Genomic DNA, 16,773 nt, shown 5'->3' on the forward strand with positions numbered 1-16,773 from the left:
TGATGCATGGCCGGAGTCGAGATCAACGACAGGTTCGTCCGGCGCACGTTGGACAACGGGCGTGTCGAAGAGGTCTTGTGGCAGGAACTTTCGGAGGTGCGGATCATCACCACCCCCGACGGGCCGTTCGCCGACGATGTGTTCTTCGTGCTGATCGGCGCCAAGGGAAACGGTTGCGTGGTTCCGCATTCTGCGGCCGACACCCGGTTCCTGGCGCGATTGCAGAACTTGCCGGGCTTCGACACCGAGAAGGTGGCCGAGGCGATGGGCAGCGTCCGGGACCGCCAGTTCCTGGTCTGGCGACGGCGGAATTAGGCCACCAGGTCCGCGTATTCGCGGTGTTCGTCGATGAACTTCTCCACGTACCAGCACGTGGGAATCACGGAGAAGCCGGCGTCCCGGGCGTCCCGCAAACCGAATTCGACCACCTGTGCGGCCACCCCGCGGCCCCGGAATTCGGGAAACGTCAGCGTGTGCTGGAAATCCCGGACCTTGCGGTCGCCGACCACGCGTTCGCTGTAATCGGCGTATCCGGCGAGGGTGTCGTCGAGATAGATCTCGTACCGAGTGGCCTCGACATTGTGCTCGAGCCTGGTCGTCATGTTCGGTGGAACTCCTTCGTCACCGCCATTGTTCCGTTCTGCCGACTACAACACAGCTCCGGGGTTGAGTATGCCGTGTGAATCCAGCGCGTCCTTGATGCGCCGCGTCAGCGCCATCACCTCCGGGCCCACCTGATCGGGTAGCCACGGCTTCTTCAGCCGCCCGACGCCGTGTTCACCGGTGATGGTGCCGCCCAGGGCGATCGCCAGCTCCATGATCTCGCCGAAGGCCCGGTGGGCACGCTCGCTCTGCTCGGGGTCGGCGGGGTCGTGCACGATCAGCGGATGGGTGTTGCCGTCGCCGGCGTGGGCGATCACCGAGACCAGCACGTCCCGGCGGCGGGCGATCTCGGCGATGCCGGTGACGAGGTCGCCCAGCCGCGGCAGCGGCACCCCGACATCCTCGAGCAGCAGCGGCCCTTTACGTTCCACCGCGGGGATCGCGAAACGCCGTGCCGCGCTGAATGCTTCGCCCTCCTCGGGGTCGTCGGTATTGAAAACCTCGGCGGCACCGGCCTTTTCGCAGGCGGCCACCATGACCTCGGCCTCTCGTGCGGCGTATTCGCCCGGCGCATCCGAGCGCGCCACCAACATGGCGGCCGCGGTGCGGTCCAGCCCCATCCGCAGCTCATCCTCCACCGCGTTGATCGCGACCGCGTCCATGAACTCGAGCATCGAGGGCCGCAGCTGTCCGGTGATGGCCAGGATCGCGTCGATGGCCTCGGTGAGCGTGGCGAAGGTGGCGACCACGGTGCTCTGCGGCGGCTGCGCGGGCAGCAGGCGCAGGGTCAGCTCGGTGATGACGCCCAGGGTGCCCTCGCTGCCGACGAACAGCTTGGTCAGCGACAGCCCCGCGGAGTCCTTCAGCCGGGGGCCGCCCAGGCGCACCACCGTGCCGTCGGCCAGCACCACCTCCATGCCGAGAACGTAATCGGTTGTCACGCCGTACTTCACACAGCACAGCCCGCCGGCGTTGGTGGCGGCGTTGCCGCCGATGGAGCAGATCTCGAACGACGATGGATCCGGCGGATACCACAGCCCGTGCTCGGCGACGGCCCGCTTGACCTCCGCATTCAACAGTCCCGGCTGCGCCACGGCGGTGCGGGTGACCGGGTCGACCGTGATCTGCCGCATCCGCTCGGTGCTCAGCAGCAGCGCCCCGTTCTGCGCGGTGGCGCCGCCGGACAGCCCGGTGCCCGCACCCCGCGGCACCACCGGAACCCGATGTTCGTCCGCCCACCGCAGCACCGTGGCGACCTGCTCGGTGGTGGTCGGGCGCACCAGCGCCAGTGGCGTCCCGGCGTCCGGATCCAGTGCCCGGTCCTGTCGATATCCGGCGAGAATGTCCGGGTCGGTGACCAGCGTGCCCTCGGGTAGCGCGGCGGCAAGGGTGTTCACGTCCACACCACGAACCTACGTGGTCGTCGAGTCCGCTGGTGGAGGGGCGTTCACCGCGCAGTAAACTGCCGCGTTGTGTCCGATGCCAAGCTAGAGATCCAGATGTTGCACGACCGGGTCATGGTTCGCGTGGCCCAGGAATCTGGCGAGCGGCGGAGCAGCGGCGGCATCCTCATTCCGGCCACTGCACAGGTGGCCAAGCGCTTGACCTGGGGCGAGGTGTGCGGGGCGGGATCGCATGTGCGCAGCGTGAGCGTGGGAGACCGGGTGCTGTTCAGCGCCGAGGACCAGTTCGAGGTCGAGGTCCAGGGCCAGGCGTACCTGGTCCTGCGCGAGCGCGACCTGCACGCCGTCGCCAGTGAGCGGCCGGAGCACGGGACCGGCTTGTACTTGTGAGACGGGGAGGGCGTCAAGCGGGGCGGCTGAGCAGCGTGTCGACGCGGTCGCCGTCGATGATGACGGCGTCGTCGTCGGTCAGCGCCCAGTGCGGCACGCCCGCCGCCCGGTATTCCGCGGCGATGCGGGTGCAACTGCCGTCGGGGTCGGTGGCCGGGGAGTCGACGTGCGGGACGATCCGGTGCCCCACCAATCCCACACCGTCCCAGCGGGGTTCGATGCCGCAGGCGGAGGCGACCTCGGCCGGGTCGTCGGCGGCCTCCAGGCCGTGCAGATCCGGAGTGAGGACACAGGCCCCGGCGCTGTAGCCCGCGTAGACCAGTGCGTCCTCGGCCAGCAGTGCGGGCAGGACGAGATCGGCGCCGCTGCGGGCGAATTGGGCACGTAGCACGAAGGTATTGCCGCCGCGCGCCCACACCAGCCGATAGCGTCTCAGCGATTTCTCCAGTTCGGCGGTGCGACCCACATAGTCGCGCAGATCGAGCACATCGGGCCGGAAACCCAACCGGCGCAGGGGAACCAGATCGCTGGTCACCGCGCTCTGCCAGGCCTCGGGCCAGGCGTCGAAGGCGTTCGGGATCACCGCGACCGGGCCCGGCTCGCCGACCAGCGCGGCGAACCGGTCGTAGTGCGCCCCGAATCGGTAGCTGGACAGGAACAGTCGCACCGCGGCTCAGAGGGTGAAGGCCAGGTTGCGAACCACCCGGCGTCCCAATTCCTCGTCGCCGGACACCTCGATCCGCTCGGCGTGCGCATCCGCTGTCGTGCGGCCGCCGCACAGCCGGGCGAACAGACCCGAGTCGAGCCGGACCACCACGTCGGGCGAACGATCCAGGGTGGCAACGAGTTCGGCCCGCTCCTCGACCTGCACATGCAGGGACCGGGTGACCGGCCCGGTCAGGTCGATGGTGATGCGTGAACCGGCGGGTGCCTTACCCCGCTTGGCCACGATGCGTCCGATGAAGGGTTCGATCTCGTCGACGGCCAGCTCCGCGCGCCGCCCGCCCTCGTCGATCCGGACGTCGAGTGCGTCGGCGATATCGAGTTCGTGCATCCAGCAGTCGAACAGCCGCACCCGCATGAACCGGCCGTAGGGCACCACGCCGATCGGCGACCGGATCTCGGCCTGCCAGGCGGTGTCGTCCATCGCAGCCAGCGCCTTACGGCGGCGGTCGGTGACCTCCCCGAAGCGCGCCAGCAGCTGTGCCCCGGTCAGCGGTCGCAGCGAGATCAGCCACGCCTCGTTGAAGGCGCCGGTGTCGTTGCGGACGTGGTCCAGGGCCCGCACGTCGGTGTCGACCTGCGGCATCGGCTCGCCCAGCAGCATGGATTCGGTGCCGACCACGTGGGCGATCACGTCGAACACCGTCCAGCCCGGCAGCGGGGACGGTGTGCGCCAGCGGCTTTCCTCCAGATCGGTCACCAGCCGGGCCAGCGCCTCCCACTGTGCCGACAGGGCCGTCATGAGTTCGGTGCGGTCGAGCGTCATGCGCGGGTTTCCTTCTCCTCGTTGTCCAGCCGATCCAGGCCGGCGCGAATCGCCGCGGCCGTGGCCTCGGTCTCGTGCGGTCGGCGCAGCAGAATTCCCTTGGCGAACAGGAACCGGTCGCCGTGCTGTCGCGGGACCACGTGCAGATGCACGTGGTGGACCGTCTGGAAGGCCGCCTTCCCGTCGTTGAGCACCAGGTTCGCGCCGTCGGCACCGAGATCGCTGCGGCGCAGGGCCTTGGCGATGCGGTGGCCCAGGGTGAAGATGCGGGCGCCGAGCGCGGCATCCAGATCGTCCAGATCCGTCGCGTGGACCTTCGGAACGACGAGGGTGTGCCCGCGGGTGATGGGCCGGATGTCGAGGAATGCATACAGCTCGTCGTCCTCGTAGACCTTGGTCGACGGCGCGGTTCCCGCAACGATGCGGCAGAAGAGGCAGCCACTCACCCCGCTGACATTACGGCGTACGAGCGGCGGGCGACAGGCCCGGCGATCTCTTCGGTTGGGGGACAATTCGGAGGAATTTCACCCAGCGCTGTGATGTTGATCTCGGCTACGCTCACCGGCAACCGGGTATTCTCTCCGAACCTACTACTAAGTAAGTTCCTCGAACGCCGGACCGGTCACAGCGGCCCACCATGGACGGTGGGGGCCAGCCATCCGTCACAAGTCAAAGGAAGTCGACCAGTGGAGACAACGCAAAGCGCAGACGCGGACGCGCGGCACGACGCTGAGCAGCGTGATCCCCACGGCACGCGTGTCGGGGTCGTTCGCGAGACGAACCCCGACGAGCGCCGCGTCGCGTTGGTGCCGAAGATCATCCCGACCCTGCTGCGTCAGGGGGTGCAGGTGATCGTCGAGCCGGGGGCCGGATCGGGGGCGCTGATCCCCGACGAGGCCTATACCGAGGTGGGTGCCACCCTCGGTGATCCGTGGTCGGCGGAGGTGGTGGTGAAGGTGGCTCCGCCCAACGACGCCGAGATCGCGAAGCTGTCGGCGGGGCAGACCCTCATCGGCTTCCTGGCGCCGCGCAGTGCCGACAACAAGATCGGCGAGCTGAAGGCCGCCGGGGTGCAAGCCTTTGCGGTGGAGGCGATTCCGCGCATCTCGCGGGCCCAGGTGATGGACGCACTGTCGTCGCAGGCCAACGTAGCCGGGTACAAGGCGGTGCTGTTGGCGGCCTCGGAGGCGACGCGGTTCTTCCCGATGCTCACCACCGCGGCGGGCACGGTGAAGCCCGCGACGGTGCTGGTCCTCGGCGTGGGCGTGGCGGGCCTGCAGGCCCTGGCCACCGCCAAGCGGCTGGGCGCCCGCACCACCGGCTACGACGTGCGGCCGGAGGTGGCCGATCAGGTGCGGTCGGTGGGTGCACAGTGGCTGGATCTGGGCATCGACGCCGCCGGGGAGGGCGGCTACGCGCGCGAACTCACCGAGGAGGAGAAGGCCACCCAGCAGCAGGCCCTCGAGGATGCGATCAAGGGCTTCGACGTGGTGATCACCACGGCGCTGGTGCCCGGGCGGCCCGCGCCGCGACTGGTGACGGCCGCGGCGGTGGAAGGGATGAAGCCCGGCAGCGTCATCGTCGACCTGGCGGGTGAGACCGGCGGCAACTGCGAGCTGACCGAACCGGGCAAAACCGTTGTCAAGCACGGCGTCACGATCGCCTCACCGCTGAACCTGCCCGCCACCATGCCCGAGCATGCGAGCGAGCTGTACTCGAAAAATATTGCGGCCCTGCTGGAATTGATGCTGACCGACGGGCGCCTCGAGCCCGACTTCGGCGATCAGGTGCTGGCCGATTCCTGCGTCACCCGCGAGAAGAAGGTGGATAGCTGATGTACACCGAACTGCTGGCGAATATCGCGATTCTGGTGCTGTCCGGGTTCGTCGGTTTCGCCGTTATCTCGAAGGTGCCCAATACCCTGCACACGCCGCTGATGTCGGGTACGAACGCCATTCACGGCATCGTGGTGCTGGGTGCGCTGGTGGTGCTGGGCCGCAACGAGCATCCCTCGGTGGCCGAGCAGATCATCCTGTTCGTCGCCGTGGTGTTCGGAACCCTCAACGTCATCGGCGGTTTCGTCGTGACGGACCGAATGCTGGGAATGTTCAAGGGGAAGAAGCCCGCCGCGGCCACGCAGGCGGAGAAGGCGGGTAAGTAGCCGTGGACAATCTGGTCAATATCCTCTACATCATCGCCTTTTCGCTGTTCATCTACGGCCTGATGGGCCTGACCGGCCCGAAGACAGCGGTGCGGGGCAACTGGATCGCCGCGGCCGGTATGGCGCTCGCGGTGATCGCGACCTTCATCTCCATTCGCGACACCTCGAACTGGATCGTCATCGCGGCGGGCCTGATCGTCGGTGTGGCGCTGGGTGTTCCGCCGGCGAAGTTCACCAAGATGACCGCGATGCCGCAGCTGGTGGCCGCGTTCAACGGTGTCGGCGGTGGCACGGTGGCGTTGATCTCGCTGTCGGAATTCCTGAACACCCAAGGGTTTTCCCGGATTCCGGAGCAGCCGAGCGTGCACATCGTGATCGCCTCGCTGTTCGCGGCGATCATCGGATCGGTGTCGTTCTGGGGTTCGCTGATCGCCTTCGGCAAGCTGCAGGAGATTCTGCCGGGCCGCCCGATCGGTATCGGAAAAGCGCAGCAGCCGTTGAACATTCTGCTGCTCGTCGGCGCCGTCGCCGCCGCGGTGGTGATCGGACTGGGCGCCGCGAAGGACGGCGTGCCGACCTGGTGGATGGTGCTGGTGCTGGTCCTGGCGGCCGTGCTGGGCCTGATGGTGGTGCTGCCGATCGGTGGTGCCGATATGCCGGTGGTCATCTCGCTGCTCAACGCGCTCACCGGATTGTCGGCCGCCGCGGCCGGTCTGGCGCTGAACAACACCGCCATGATCGTGGCGGGCATGATCGTCGGCGCGTCCGGCACCATCCTGACCAATCTGATGGCCAAGGCGATGAACCGGTCCATTCCGGCGATCGTGGCCGGCGGCTTCGGTGGCGGGGGAGCGATCGCCGCCACGGGAGGCGAGCAGAAGCAGGCCAAGGCCACCTCGGCCGCCGACGCCGCAATTCAGATGGCCTACGCCAACCAGGTCATCGTGGTACCCGGCTACGGTATGGCCGTCGCGCAGGCGCAGCACGCGGTCAAGGAGATGGCGACGCTGCTCGAGGCCAAGGGTGTGGAGGTCAAGTACGCCATCCATCCGGTGGCCGGTCGCATGCCCGGGCATATGAACGTGCTGCTGGCCGAGGCGGAGGTGCCCTACGACTCGCTCAAGGAAATGGACGAGATCAACGGCGAATTCTCCCGCACGGACGTGGCTTTGGTGATCGGCGCCAACGATGTCACCAATCCCGCCGCCCGCGAGGACACCTCGAGCCCCATCTACGGTATGCCGGTACTGAATGTGGACCAGGCGAAATCGGTGATCGTGCTGAAGCGTTCGATGAATTCCGGTTTCGCCGGGATCGATAACCCGCTGTTCTATTCCGATCACACGTCCATGCTGTTCGGCGATGCCAAGAAGTCGGTCGGCGCGGTGACCGAGGAACTCAAGGCGCTGTAGGGGTTTCGGCTAGGCGAACAGGACGCATGTAGGCGTCGGGGTATCCAGTGACCCGGCCGGTCCATAGGGCAGGCCGGTCACTGGATCGATGTCCAGCCAGGTGAGTGAGTTCGACTTCTGATTGGCCGCATACAACCGTCGGCCGTCGGGGCCCAGCCGCAGATCTCGCGGGAACGCGCCCCCGCACGGTGTTGTACCCAGCGGCACCAGGAGTTCACCGAGCACCGCGAAGGTCGCGATATTGTCGTGGCCGCGGTTGGCCACGTACAGGAAGCGGCCGTCGCGGGAGACCACCGGTGCGGACGGGTAGTTCCGTGCGCCCCCGCCGACCGAATCGGCCGGGATCCTCTGTCCCGCCACGAGTTCGCCGCGGTCGGCCTGCCAGCGGCAGACGGTCACCGTGGCATCGAGTTCGTTGGCCAGATACACCCGCTGCCCGTCGGGGTGGAAGGCCAGGTGTCGCGGGCCGCTGCCGGCTGCCATCGCCACCTGTGCCTGCCGCATCAATCTGCCCTCGGCCAGCCGGTAGACATAGACCGAGTCGACGCCCAGGTCGACCGCCAGCACCCAGCGGCCGGACGGGTCGAATACCACCTGGTGGGCATGCGGGCCGGTCTGCCGATCCGGATCCGGACCGGTGCCGGTGTGCTGAACGACATCGGTCACGGCGCCCAGCCTGCCGTCCGCGGCCACGGAAAGCACTGTGACACTGCCGGATTCGTAATTCGCCGTCAGTACCGAGCGGCCGTCCGGTGCGACGGCCAGGTGGGTGGGCCCACTGCCCTGTACCGCAACGGTATTCAGGACGGCAGGGCGAGCCGCTCGCAGATCGATCGCGGTGGCCGTTCCGGCGCCCGAGCCTTCGTTCACCGCGTACAGGTGGTTCCTATCCGGCGAGAAGGCGAGGAAGGAAGGGTCGGGCACCTCCACGACCTCGTCGATCGCGAGTCGACCGGTCTCGGAATCGACTGTGGCCACGCCGATTCCGCGACCGCCGGAACCGGTGGAGGTGTAGCACCCCACGTAGGCCCGCGTCCGGGTGGCCGCCCAGGCCGGGGCAGGGTGCAGTATGCCGGTGGCGGCGCCGACCCCTAGCGCGGCGGCCGATCCCACTACCCCGAGGAATTGCCGCCGTCCCAGCTGACCGTTGTCCACCAGTCTCTCCTTCCGCCCATGGGCCTGTCTCGCGCTCGGTCAGAATGGCGTACATCACACCCACTTCGCAAGGGGCGCAACTCATTTTGCATATTGCGCAACAGAAGCGGGGTTTTCGGTCTGGATAGTCGATAGCACACGGCACCGAAGATTCGGCGGGGACGCGCTGGGCGTATTACGCTGGCGGCACGAGAGGGGGCGGAAGTGACGCTTCGAGAACGGTTCGATCCTCCCGCGGGGTTCGATGACTCGCTCATCTACGGGACTCCGCACGAGACCCCCGACGGAGCCACGATCATCACCGTGACACGGCCCGGCGGTGCCTGGCGACTCGCCCCGCGGCCGCTGGGTATCTTCGTCGTCCACGGTGAGAATGTGACGTGGAAACCGGCTGTCGACGAGGGGCGTATTGCCCTGCTGGGGGTGCTGACCGGGTTGCTGGCGGCCGCCTTCACGACACTGGCGATCCTGCGCCGCCCACCGTGGCCGGATCTGTCGTGCCCCCCGCCGTCGAGGGCTGAGCCGTCACGGCGATAGTCCGGTCGGCCTATTTCGTTGTGCGCATGGGTTCCAGTTCGGGAAGGCATTCGATGAAGTCGTCGACCATGCGGTGATTCAATGCCGCGAGCAGTCGCAGGTCCTCCTGAGGCCACGCCGACAGCGCCCGTCGTATGTCGCGGCGGATGACCAGGCGGATGGCCTCGTCCACGTCACGACCGGCCGGTGTCAGCTGAACCCGCTGCGCCCGACGGTCCTGCGGATCGGCGACCCGCATGACCAGGCCGGTGCGCTCGAGCCGCTGCACCATCCGGGTCACATGCGGAGCCTCGACGCCGAGCCGGCCCGCCAGCTCGCCCAGCCGCAGCGGCCGCCCCATATCGGCCAGCACGCGGAGTAACGGAACATTTGCGCGATCCACATCCACCCCCGCCGCGGCGATGGTCAGCCCGTGGCGACGGGCCCTGGTCAGCACGTAGGAGATTCGGGTGATCGCCCGCTCCAACTGCACGATGTACTCGTCATCGGGCTCGATCTCAGGGGTTGGCCGGGAGCGCGTCATTCGGACATTCTACGGTCGCATTACTTGCAGCAGGTAAGTAACCAGAAGCGTGCTGATCACGAGCGGGTATCGACGATCTTCGCGAACCAGGCGCACAGCAGGACGGCGATCAACGGGAAGATCAGGGCCACGGTGAGTGAGGTGGGCTTGGACAGCCAGCCGATCACCGACGGACCCGCCAGGAAGCCCAGATAGCCGAGGCTGAATACCCGCGACATATCGGTGGCCGCGGTCGCGGTGCCGAGATTGCCTGCGGCGCTGAAGATCTGCGGGATGCCACCGGCCAGGCCCAGGCCGAGCAGGGCCCAGCCGAGCAGGGTCAGCGGTACCCATGCCGAGGTGATGATCAGCGTCAATCCGGCGGCACCGAGCAATGCGCCCCAACGCACCACGGCCACGGCGCCGAATCGGCCGCTCACCCGGTCGGCGCCGAATCGGCCGATCGTCATGGTGGTGGAGAACGCGCCGAAGGCCAGTGCGGCGGTGGCCTCGCTGGCGCCGAGGTGTTCGCGCAGCTGCAGAGCGCTCCAATCGTTGGCGACGCCCTCGGTCATCAACAGTGCGAAGGCGATGGCGGCCAAGGCGAATACTTTGCGCGACACATGAGCTCGCGGCGTGCGGGGCGAGGCATCCACGGCGGCCGGCACCTCCGAACGTGCCTTGACGTGCGACAGAAACCGGGGTGCACTGACGGCCACCGTCAGCAGCCCGCCGATCGCCGTCACGACGAACGTGAGGCGGATGTCCCATCCGCTGTGCAGGGCCGCCGCGCCTGCCAGCGATCCCACCAGGCCGCCGCAGGAGAACAGCGCGTGGAAGGCCCCCATGATCGGTCGGCCGTATGCACGCTCGACCTGTACGGCCTGGGCGTTCATGGACACATCCACGGCTCCGTTGCCGAAACCGTAGGCCACAAGCGCAAAGGCCAGCGCTACCGGGCCGGTCGCGAATCCCGGGCCGATCACCGCCAGCGCCAGCCAACTCGCCGCGGCCGCGACCAGGGCGCGGCTGCCGAACCGGTCGGCCAGCGGCCCAGCCGCCTGCATGCCGATGATGGCGCCCCCCGCCATGAGCAGGATCAGCATGCCCAGGGTCGCATTCGAGACCCCGGTCCGTTCGGTCACCACCGGGATGTGCACCACCCACATGGCGCTCAAGAACCCGTTGAGGCCGAACACCGCGAACACCGCGGCGCGTGCGATCCGGACCGGTGGAGCAAGCGTCGGAGCAGTCATTGATCCGACGCTACCGGCCCTTGTCGCCGGTATCTCCCCGTTTTCCTCGCCGGTCACGGCCTCGTCGACGCGACCGGTCGAGTTCCGAATCCTGTACGGTTCAACCGCTTTCGTCTTCGATTGTATTCCGGGGCACCGACAAGTTCCGGCCCCCGAATCCAGGGTTGAGAAGAATGGGGGCATCTGCGATTGTCGTGGGGTGGACCCGCTGGAAAGCCTGCTCGAGGGGCCGCGGGCGCGCGGCGCATTCGTCATGAGATCGCTGCTGGACCCGCCGTGGTCGCTGCGGATCCGCGACGAGGCGCCGCTGACGGTGGTCGCTGTGGTGCGCGGGGGCGGCTGGATCGTGCCCGATCCGGGCAGCGGCGTCGGCACGCCGGTGTCCGGGGAACTGTGCCGGGTGGGATTTCCCGGGACCGGTACGGCCGCGCCACGGCAGCTGCGCGAAGGAGATGTCGCGATCATCCGCGGGCCCGATCACTACACGGTCGCCGACGATCCGGCCAGAGAGCCACAGGTGTTCATCAATCCGGGCCAGATCACGACCACGCCCGAGGGCGAGGAACTGTGTGAGCGCTGGCGTCTCGGCGTTCGCGGCTGGGGACCGAATCCGGATGCGGCCACCCTGCTCGTCACCGGCACCTACGAGCAGGAGGGCGCGGCAAGCCGTCGGTTGCTGCGGGCATTGCCGCCGATCATCGTGTTGCGCGGGGCCGAATTGGATTCACCCGTCCTGGATCTGCTGGTAGACGAGAGCGCCCGGGACCGCCCGGCGCAGGGAGCGATGCTGGACCGGCTGCTCGACCTGCTGCTGATCGCCGCGCTGCGGGCATGGTTCGCCCGCGGCGACGCACCCGCCTGGTACCACGCCTACGCCGATCCGCTGGTGGGCAAGGCCCTTCGCCTGCTGCAGCACAATCCGGGCCACCCCTGGACGGTGGCCGCGCTGGCCGCCGAGGTCGGGGTGTCCAGGGCCGCACTGGCCCGCCGCTTCACCGACCTGGTCGGCGAGCCCCCGATGACCTTCCTCACCGACTGGCGCCTGGCGCTGGCCGCCGACCTGCTCCACGACTCCGATGCCACCGTCGAAGCCATCGCCCGCCGCGTCGGCTACGGCAGCGCCTTCGCCCTGAGCGCCGCCTTCAAACGTCGCTACGGCATCAGCCCCCGCGACCACCGCGGGACCGCGGGGCTTCGCAGTGCCTGACTAAGGTCGTGCGGGTGAGGACGCAGCAGGACTATCCGGTGCTCTGGCCGGTGCCGACACGGTGGTCGGACAACGATCACTACGGGCACGTCAACAACGTGACCTACTACTCGTACTTCGACACCGCGGTGAACGCCTGGCTGATGGCTGCCACCGGCACCGATATTCGCGAGTTGCCCGCGATCGGGGTGGTCGCGCAGACCTCCTGTCAGTTCCTGGGCTCGCTGAGTTTTCCCGACAAGCTGCAGGTCGGCTTGCGGATCGCCCGGCTGGGCCGCTCGAGTATCACCTACGACCTGGCCGTCTTCCGCGAGGACGGCGATGCCCTGGAACTGGCCGCGACCGGCACCTTCGTGCACGTCTACGTCGACAACCAAACCCGCAGATCGGTCGAGATCCCGCCCGTGATCCGCAGGGCCGCAGAGGGGTTGGTGGTCGAGCGGGCGGGCTAGGCTAGACTCTCCCCAGCAGCGTCAGCGGGTCCTCCAGCAGCGAGGACACCGTGGCGAGGAACCGGGCCGCCAGTTCGCCGTCGACCATCCGGTGGTCGAAGCTCAGGCCCAGTTCGGTGACCCAGCGCACGGCGAGCTCGTCGCGATACACCCACGGCCGCTTGCGAATCGAGCCCAGGCACAGGATCGCGGCCTCCCCGGGATTGACCAGCGGCACCCCGGTGTCGACGCCGAATACGCCCACATTGCTGATGGTGAACGTGCCGCCGCGCAGATCCGCGGGTGTGGCGGTACCGGCTCGGGCGACCTCGGCCAGCCAGCTGATCTCCCGGCACAGCTCACGCAGGCTCAGCGACTGGGCCTCCTTGATATTCGGCACCAGCAGTCCGCGCTCGGTGGCCACGGCGATGCCCATGTTCACGTAGTGCCGGGTGACGATCTCCTTGTTGTCCTCGTCCCAGAACGAGTTGATGCCCGGGAATTCCGCCATGGCCGCGAGCGTCGCCTTGGCCACCAGCGCCAAGGGGGTCAGCGACAGACCGGCGAAGGATTCGGTGGCCCGCAGATGGTCCAGCAACTCCATCGACGCGGTGAAATCGGTGGTGACGAACGCGCTGGCCTGCGGGATGGTCCGGGCGCTGGCCACCATGGCGGCGGCGGTGCGCTTGCGGACCCCGCTGACCGGCGTGCGGGTCTCGCGCGAGGTCGGCGTCGGCCGGATGACGCCGCCGTCGGGCCGCATGAGCGGCACCGGCGGTGCGGTCGGCCGCTGCGTCTCGTCCGCATCCTCCTCGGTGCGAATCCGGTTGGACGGCTGTGACACCGGGACCGCGTGCCGCACGTCCTCGACGGTGACCGCACCGCCGGGGCCGGACCCGGCGACGAAGCTGATGTCGATACCGAGCTCCCGGGCCAGCTTGCGCGCGGCCGGGGTGGCCGGGGGACGGCCGGGCATCTGCGGGTAGCCCGGCCTCGGCGAATCGGGTTCCGCCGCAGCGGCTTTCATGGCGGGCCGGGCACGCCTGGACGTGCCCTCCTCGTCGGGCCCGTAACCGACCAGCACCGAGTGGCGCTGGGCGGGCTGGTCCGCCGCCGCGGAGGTCTGCACCCGGATCAGCGGCGCACCCACCGGTATCGTGTCCCCGGGCTGGGCCAGGAGTTCGGTGATCTTCCCGGCGAACGGGCACGGCAACTCCACCTGCGCCTTGGCCGTCTCCACTTCGGCAATGGTCTGGTTGAGCTCTACCGTGTCACCCACGGCCACCGACCACGAGACGAGTTCGGCCTCGGTCAGGCCCTCCCCGAGATCGGGCAGCCGAAACTCCAGCACGTGATTCTGATCTGTCGTCACCGGATCTTCCAACGGGCACCTCTGTCTGAACGGCGGGTCAGGCGGCGAGCGTCCGATCGACCGCGTCCAGGATGCGGTCGGGGTCGGGCAGGTGGTGCCGTTCGAGCTTAGCCGGGGGATAGGGGATGTCGAAGCCACCGACTCGCAGCACCGGGGCCTCCAGATAGTAGAAACACCGTTCCGTGATGCGGGCGGCGATCTCGGCCCCCAGACCGGCGAAGACCGGCGCCTCGTGTGTCACCACCAGCCGGCCGGTCCGGCGCACCGACTCCTCGATGGTGTCGAAGTCGATCGGCGAGAGGCTGCGCAGGTCGATCACCTCGAGGGAGTGCCCCTCGCCGGCCGCGATCTCCGCCGCCGTGAGCGCGGTGCGCACCATGCCGCCGTAGGCGACCACGGTGGCATCGTCCCCGGCGCGGCAGATCCGGGCGCGGGCGAGCGGGAACGGCTCGGCCTCCAGGGCCGCGAAGTCGACATCGTCCTTGTCCCAGTAGCGGCGCTTGGGCTCGAAGAAGATCACCGGATCATCCAGCGAAACCGCTTGGCGGATCATGGAATACGCATCGGCCGGATTGCTCGGCGAGACGACCCGCAGGCCCGCGGTGTGCGCGAAGTACGCCTCCGGTGATTCGGAGTGGTGCTCCACCGACCCGATGCCGCCGCCGAACGGAATGCGAATGGTGATGGGCGCGAACACCTTTCCCTGCGTGCGGTAGTGGATCTTGGCCACCTGCGAGACGATCTGATCGAAGGCCGGATAGACGAATCCGTCGAACTGAATCTCGCACACCGGCCGATAGCCACGCAGGGCCATGCCGAAAGCCGTTCCGACGATGCCGGATTCGGCCAGCGGCGTATCGATGACGCGGTTGTTGCCGAAGTCCTTCTGCAGGGTATCGGTGACGCGGAAGACGCCACCGAGGCGTCCGATGTCCTCACCCATCAGCACGACCTTCGGATCGTCCTCCAGGGCTCGGCGCAGTCCGGTGTTGAGGGCGGCCGCGAATGTCGTGATCATGACCGGGCTCCTTCCGTGTCGGCAGTGAGATAGGCGGCGTACTGCCGGCGTTGTTCCTCGATCAGTGGGTGCGCGGTGGTGTAGACGTGGTCGAACAGAGTCATCGGATCCGGATCGGGCATCTCGATGGTGGCGCTGCGCAGCCGCCCACCGACCTCGTCGGACCGGTCCTGCACGTGTTGTTCGAACTCGCTGTCCCACAAGCCTTCCCGCTCCAGCAGCCGACGCATCCGGGCGATCGGGTCGCGGCGCTGCCACAGCTCGAGCTCGGCGGCGTCGCGGTAGCGGGTGGGATCGTCGGCGGTGGTGTGCGGGCCCATCCGATAGGTGATCGCCTCGATGAACGACGGCCCGCCGCCGGTGCGAGCGCGGGCCACGGCCTGCCGGGTCACCGCCAGCACCCCGAGCGCATCGTTGCCGTCCACCTGTACGCCCGGAATGCCGTAGCCGAAGGCGCGGCGCGCGAGCGGGGTCGCGCTCTGGACGCGCACCGGTTCGCTGATGGCCCACTGGTTGTTCTGGCAGAAGAACACGACCGGCGCACTCCACGACGCCGCGAACCCCAGTGCCTCGGCGATATCGCCCTGACTGGTGGCACCGTCGCCGAAGTAGGCGATCACCGCGATCTCGGCCCCGTCGAGATGGGCGGCGTAGGCGTAACCGGTGGCGTGCAGACCCTGGGCGCCGACCACGATCGTCGGATTGGTCATGTTGATCGCGGCGGGGTCCCAGCACGAATGGGCGGCGCCGCGCCACAGCCGGGTGATCTCGCCCGGATCGACGCCGCGGCAGTAGGCGACACCGGCCTCGCGGTAGCTGCAGAACACGTAGTCGTCGGGATACAGGGCATGTGCGGAACCGATCTGTGCCGCCTCCTGACCGAGCAGCGGTGGCCACAGGCCCAGCTGTCCTTGGCGTTGCAGGGCCGTCGCTTCGGTATCGATGCGGCGGGTGACCACCATGTCCTCGTACAACTGCCGCAATCTGTCGGGTCCGACATCGGACACCGACGCCGCGTGCTCGCGGTCGAATACGCGGCGGCCGTCGGGTTGGACCAACTGCACCGGGTAGGTGGCTTTGTCGGCCATGACCATCGCCTCCTGGTTCATCGCTGTGCCGGGGTCTCCGGACATCGCGAGGCAATCATGTGCTGTAACTCACAGGATCCACGGTTGGGCGACTTGCGCAAGTGGTGACACGGGAACTGGGCAGAATGCTCGTGGTGGATGGCGTGATTGCTGTCATACTGCGTTACATGTCCAGTGGAGAACCGGTCGGTGCCGTAGTCGACGCGACGGACGCGCGTCTGTTGCTGGAACTGGTCGCCAATCCCCGGGCCACCGGGGTGGAGCTGGCCACGCGCCTGGGGTTGTCGCGCAATACCGTGCAGGCCCGGTTGGCCCGGTGGGAGGCGGGCGGGGTGCTGGCGAGCTTCGAGCGGCGCGTCGATCCGCGGGCACTCGGCTATCCGCTGGCGGCCTTCGTGGCGGTGGTGGTCGATCAGCACAAGCTCGATTCGGTGGTCGACGAGCTGGCCCAGGTTCCGGAGGTGACCGAGGTGTGCGGCATGACCGGCCCCACCGACCTCACCGTCCGCGTGGTCGCCCGCGACGCCGACGACCTCTACCGCATTGCCGGGCAGATCCTCAAGATTCCGGGCGTGGAACGCACCAATATGGCGCTGGTGATGCGGCAGTTGGTCGGCCCGCGCACCGCGCCGCTGCTGCGCCGGCTCTCCGGTGCCAACGGCGTTCGGCCCGAGGTGGCCCGTCCCGATCGTCCGATTGGCCTGCCGCGGCCGCGCTGACGGCGCGAAATTCGGTCCAGTTTCGAGCGA

At 68.2% G+C, this 16,773-nt stretch carries 20 protein-coding genes; 9 read left to right on the forward strand and 11 right to left on the reverse strand.

The features are described from left to right. The first annotated feature begins 6 nt into the window (after positions 1–6). The gene (locus tag IU452_RS36730; protein ID WP_195113879.1) at positions 7–315 is read left to right on the forward strand and encodes a hypothetical protein; all 309 of its coding nucleotides are present in this window, start codon (positions 7–9) and stop codon (positions 313–315) included. Here IU452_RS36730 and IU452_RS36735 read toward each other — a convergent pair. After that, positions 312–602, reverse strand: coding sequence for a GNAT family N-acetyltransferase (locus IU452_RS36735; RefSeq protein WP_195113880.1), 291 nt, complete (start codon positions 600–602; stop codon positions 312–314). The two genes, IU452_RS36730 and IU452_RS36735, sit on opposite strands and share 4 nt — an antisense overlap. 45 nt (positions 603–647) lie before the next feature. After that, entirely contained in the window at positions 648–2,006 is a 1,359-nt protein-coding gene (locus IU452_RS36740) for an FAD-binding oxidoreductase (protein ID WP_195113881.1), read from the reverse strand. Positions 2,007–2,075: 69 nt separating this feature from the next. Between IU452_RS36740 and IU452_RS36745 the strand changes: the two genes are divergently transcribed. Further along, on the forward strand, positions 2,076–2,396 hold the full coding sequence (locus IU452_RS36745) for a GroES family chaperonin (protein ID WP_195113882.1): 321 nt from the start codon (positions 2,076–2,078) through the stop codon (positions 2,394–2,396). A 13-nt stretch (positions 2,397–2,409) separates the two neighbouring features. On the opposite strand, the gene IU452_RS36750 is transcribed toward IU452_RS36745, so the two are convergent. The 3 genes from IU452_RS36750 to IU452_RS36760 are packed head-to-tail and all read right to left on the reverse strand — an operon-like array spanning position 2,410 to position 4,331. Next, on the reverse strand, positions 2,410–3,063 hold the full coding sequence (locus IU452_RS36750; protein ID WP_195113883.1) for a Type 1 glutamine amidotransferase-like domain-containing protein: 654 nt from the start codon (positions 3,061–3,063) through the stop codon (positions 2,410–2,412). Between the two features lie 6 nt (positions 3,064–3,069). Beyond that, a complete protein-coding gene (locus IU452_RS36755; RefSeq protein ID WP_195113884.1) occupies positions 3,070–3,885 on the reverse strand; it encodes a maleylpyruvate isomerase family mycothiol-dependent enzyme in 816 nt (271 codons plus the stop codon). Further along, positions 3,882–4,331 carry an HIT family protein gene (locus IU452_RS36760; protein WP_195113885.1) on the reverse strand — a complete coding sequence of 150 codons (450 nt, stop codon included), beginning with the start codon at positions 4,329–4,331 and terminating at the stop codon, positions 3,882–3,884. The genes IU452_RS36755 and IU452_RS36760 overlap by 4 nt, the downstream gene beginning before the upstream one ends. A 240-nt stretch (positions 4,332–4,571) precedes the next feature. Here IU452_RS36760 and IU452_RS36765 point away from each other — a divergent pair, with 240 nt between their 5' ends. Genes IU452_RS36765 through IU452_RS36775 form a run of 3 tightly spaced genes read left to right on the forward strand, consistent with a single transcriptional unit; the run spans position 4,572 to position 7,458 of the window. After that, a complete protein-coding gene (locus tag IU452_RS36765; RefSeq protein WP_195113886.1) occupies positions 4,572–5,720 on the forward strand; it encodes a Re/Si-specific NAD(P)(+) transhydrogenase subunit alpha in 1,149 nt (382 codons plus the stop codon). Then, positions 5,720–6,046, forward strand: coding sequence for an NAD(P) transhydrogenase subunit alpha (locus IU452_RS36770; protein ID WP_195113887.1), 327 nt, complete (start codon positions 5,720–5,722; stop codon positions 6,044–6,046). The genes IU452_RS36765 and IU452_RS36770 overlap by 1 nt, the downstream gene beginning before the upstream one ends. 2 nt (positions 6,047–6,048) lie before the next feature. Beyond that, complete coding sequence (locus tag IU452_RS36775; RefSeq protein ID WP_195113888.1) at positions 6,049–7,458, forward strand: NAD(P)(+) transhydrogenase (Re/Si-specific) subunit beta; 1,410 nt, start codon at positions 6,049–6,051, stop codon at positions 7,456–7,458. Positions 7,459–7,467: 9 nt separating this feature from the next. Here the strand turns inward: IU452_RS36775 and IU452_RS36780 are convergent, their stop codons facing one another. Continuing rightward, entirely contained in the window at positions 7,468–8,613 is a 1,146-nt protein-coding gene (locus IU452_RS36780; RefSeq protein ID WP_324193030.1) for a lactonase family protein, read from the reverse strand. 204 nt (positions 8,614–8,817) lie between these two features. On the opposite strand from IU452_RS36780, the gene IU452_RS36785 reads away from it, so the two are divergent. Next, positions 8,818–9,150 carry a hypothetical protein gene (locus tag IU452_RS36785; RefSeq protein ID WP_195113889.1) on the forward strand — a complete coding sequence of 111 codons (333 nt, stop codon included), beginning with the start codon at positions 8,818–8,820 and terminating at the stop codon, positions 9,148–9,150. Between the two features lie 10 nt (positions 9,151–9,160). Here the strand turns inward: IU452_RS36785 and IU452_RS36790 are convergent, their stop codons facing one another. Together IU452_RS36790 and IU452_RS36795 are read right to left on the reverse strand one after the other, a co-directional pair. Beyond that, entirely contained in the window at positions 9,161–9,673 is a 513-nt protein-coding gene (locus IU452_RS36790; protein WP_195113890.1) for a MarR family winged helix-turn-helix transcriptional regulator, read from the reverse strand. 56 nt (positions 9,674–9,729) lie between these two features. Then, positions 9,730–10,908: an MFS transporter gene (locus tag IU452_RS36795; RefSeq protein ID WP_195113891.1), complete on the reverse strand. Its 1,179-nt coding sequence runs from the start codon at positions 10,906–10,908 to the stop codon at positions 9,730–9,732. 199 nt (positions 10,909–11,107) lie between these two features. Here IU452_RS36795 and IU452_RS36800 point away from each other — a divergent pair, with 199 nt between their 5' ends. Then, the gene (locus IU452_RS36800) at positions 11,108–12,115 is read left to right on the forward strand and encodes an AraC family transcriptional regulator (RefSeq protein ID WP_195113892.1); all 1,008 of its coding nucleotides are present in this window, start codon (positions 11,108–11,110) and stop codon (positions 12,113–12,115) included. Positions 12,116–12,129: 14 nt separating this feature from the next. Further along, the gene (locus IU452_RS36805) at positions 12,130–12,567 is read left to right on the forward strand and encodes an acyl-CoA thioesterase (RefSeq protein ID WP_195113893.1); all 438 of its coding nucleotides are present in this window, start codon (positions 12,130–12,132) and stop codon (positions 12,565–12,567) included. Between the two features lies 1 nt (position 12,568). Here the strand turns inward: IU452_RS36805 and IU452_RS36810 are convergent, their stop codons facing one another. Genes IU452_RS36810 through pdhA form a run of 3 tightly spaced genes read right to left on the reverse strand, consistent with a single transcriptional unit; the run spans position 12,569 to position 16,024 of the window. Further along, positions 12,569–13,918, reverse strand: a complete 1,350-nt coding sequence (locus tag IU452_RS36810) for a dihydrolipoamide acetyltransferase family protein (protein WP_195113894.1) — start codon at positions 13,916–13,918, stop codon at positions 12,569–12,571. Between the two features lie 37 nt (positions 13,919–13,955). Further along, entirely contained in the window at positions 13,956–14,936 is a 981-nt protein-coding gene (locus IU452_RS36815) for an alpha-ketoacid dehydrogenase subunit beta (RefSeq protein ID WP_195113895.1), read from the reverse strand. Beyond that, entirely contained in the window at positions 14,933–16,024 is a 1,092-nt protein-coding gene (gene pdhA / locus IU452_RS36820; RefSeq protein ID WP_195113896.1) for a pyruvate dehydrogenase (acetyl-transferring) E1 component subunit alpha, read from the reverse strand. Before pdhA ends, IU452_RS36815 begins: the two co-directional genes overlap by 4 nt. Positions 16,025–16,191: 167 nt before the next feature. Between pdhA and IU452_RS36825 the strand changes: the two genes are divergently transcribed. Continuing rightward, the gene (locus IU452_RS36825) at positions 16,192–16,743 is read left to right on the forward strand and encodes an Lrp/AsnC family transcriptional regulator (RefSeq protein ID WP_195113897.1); all 552 of its coding nucleotides are present in this window, start codon (positions 16,192–16,194) and stop codon (positions 16,741–16,743) included. Positions 16,744–16,773 lie beyond the last annotated feature (30 nt).

The organism is Nocardia transvalensis, from assembly GCF_015477765.1.
GTDB lineage: Bacteria > Actinomycetota > Actinomycetes > Mycobacteriales > Mycobacteriaceae > Nocardia > Nocardia transvalensis_A.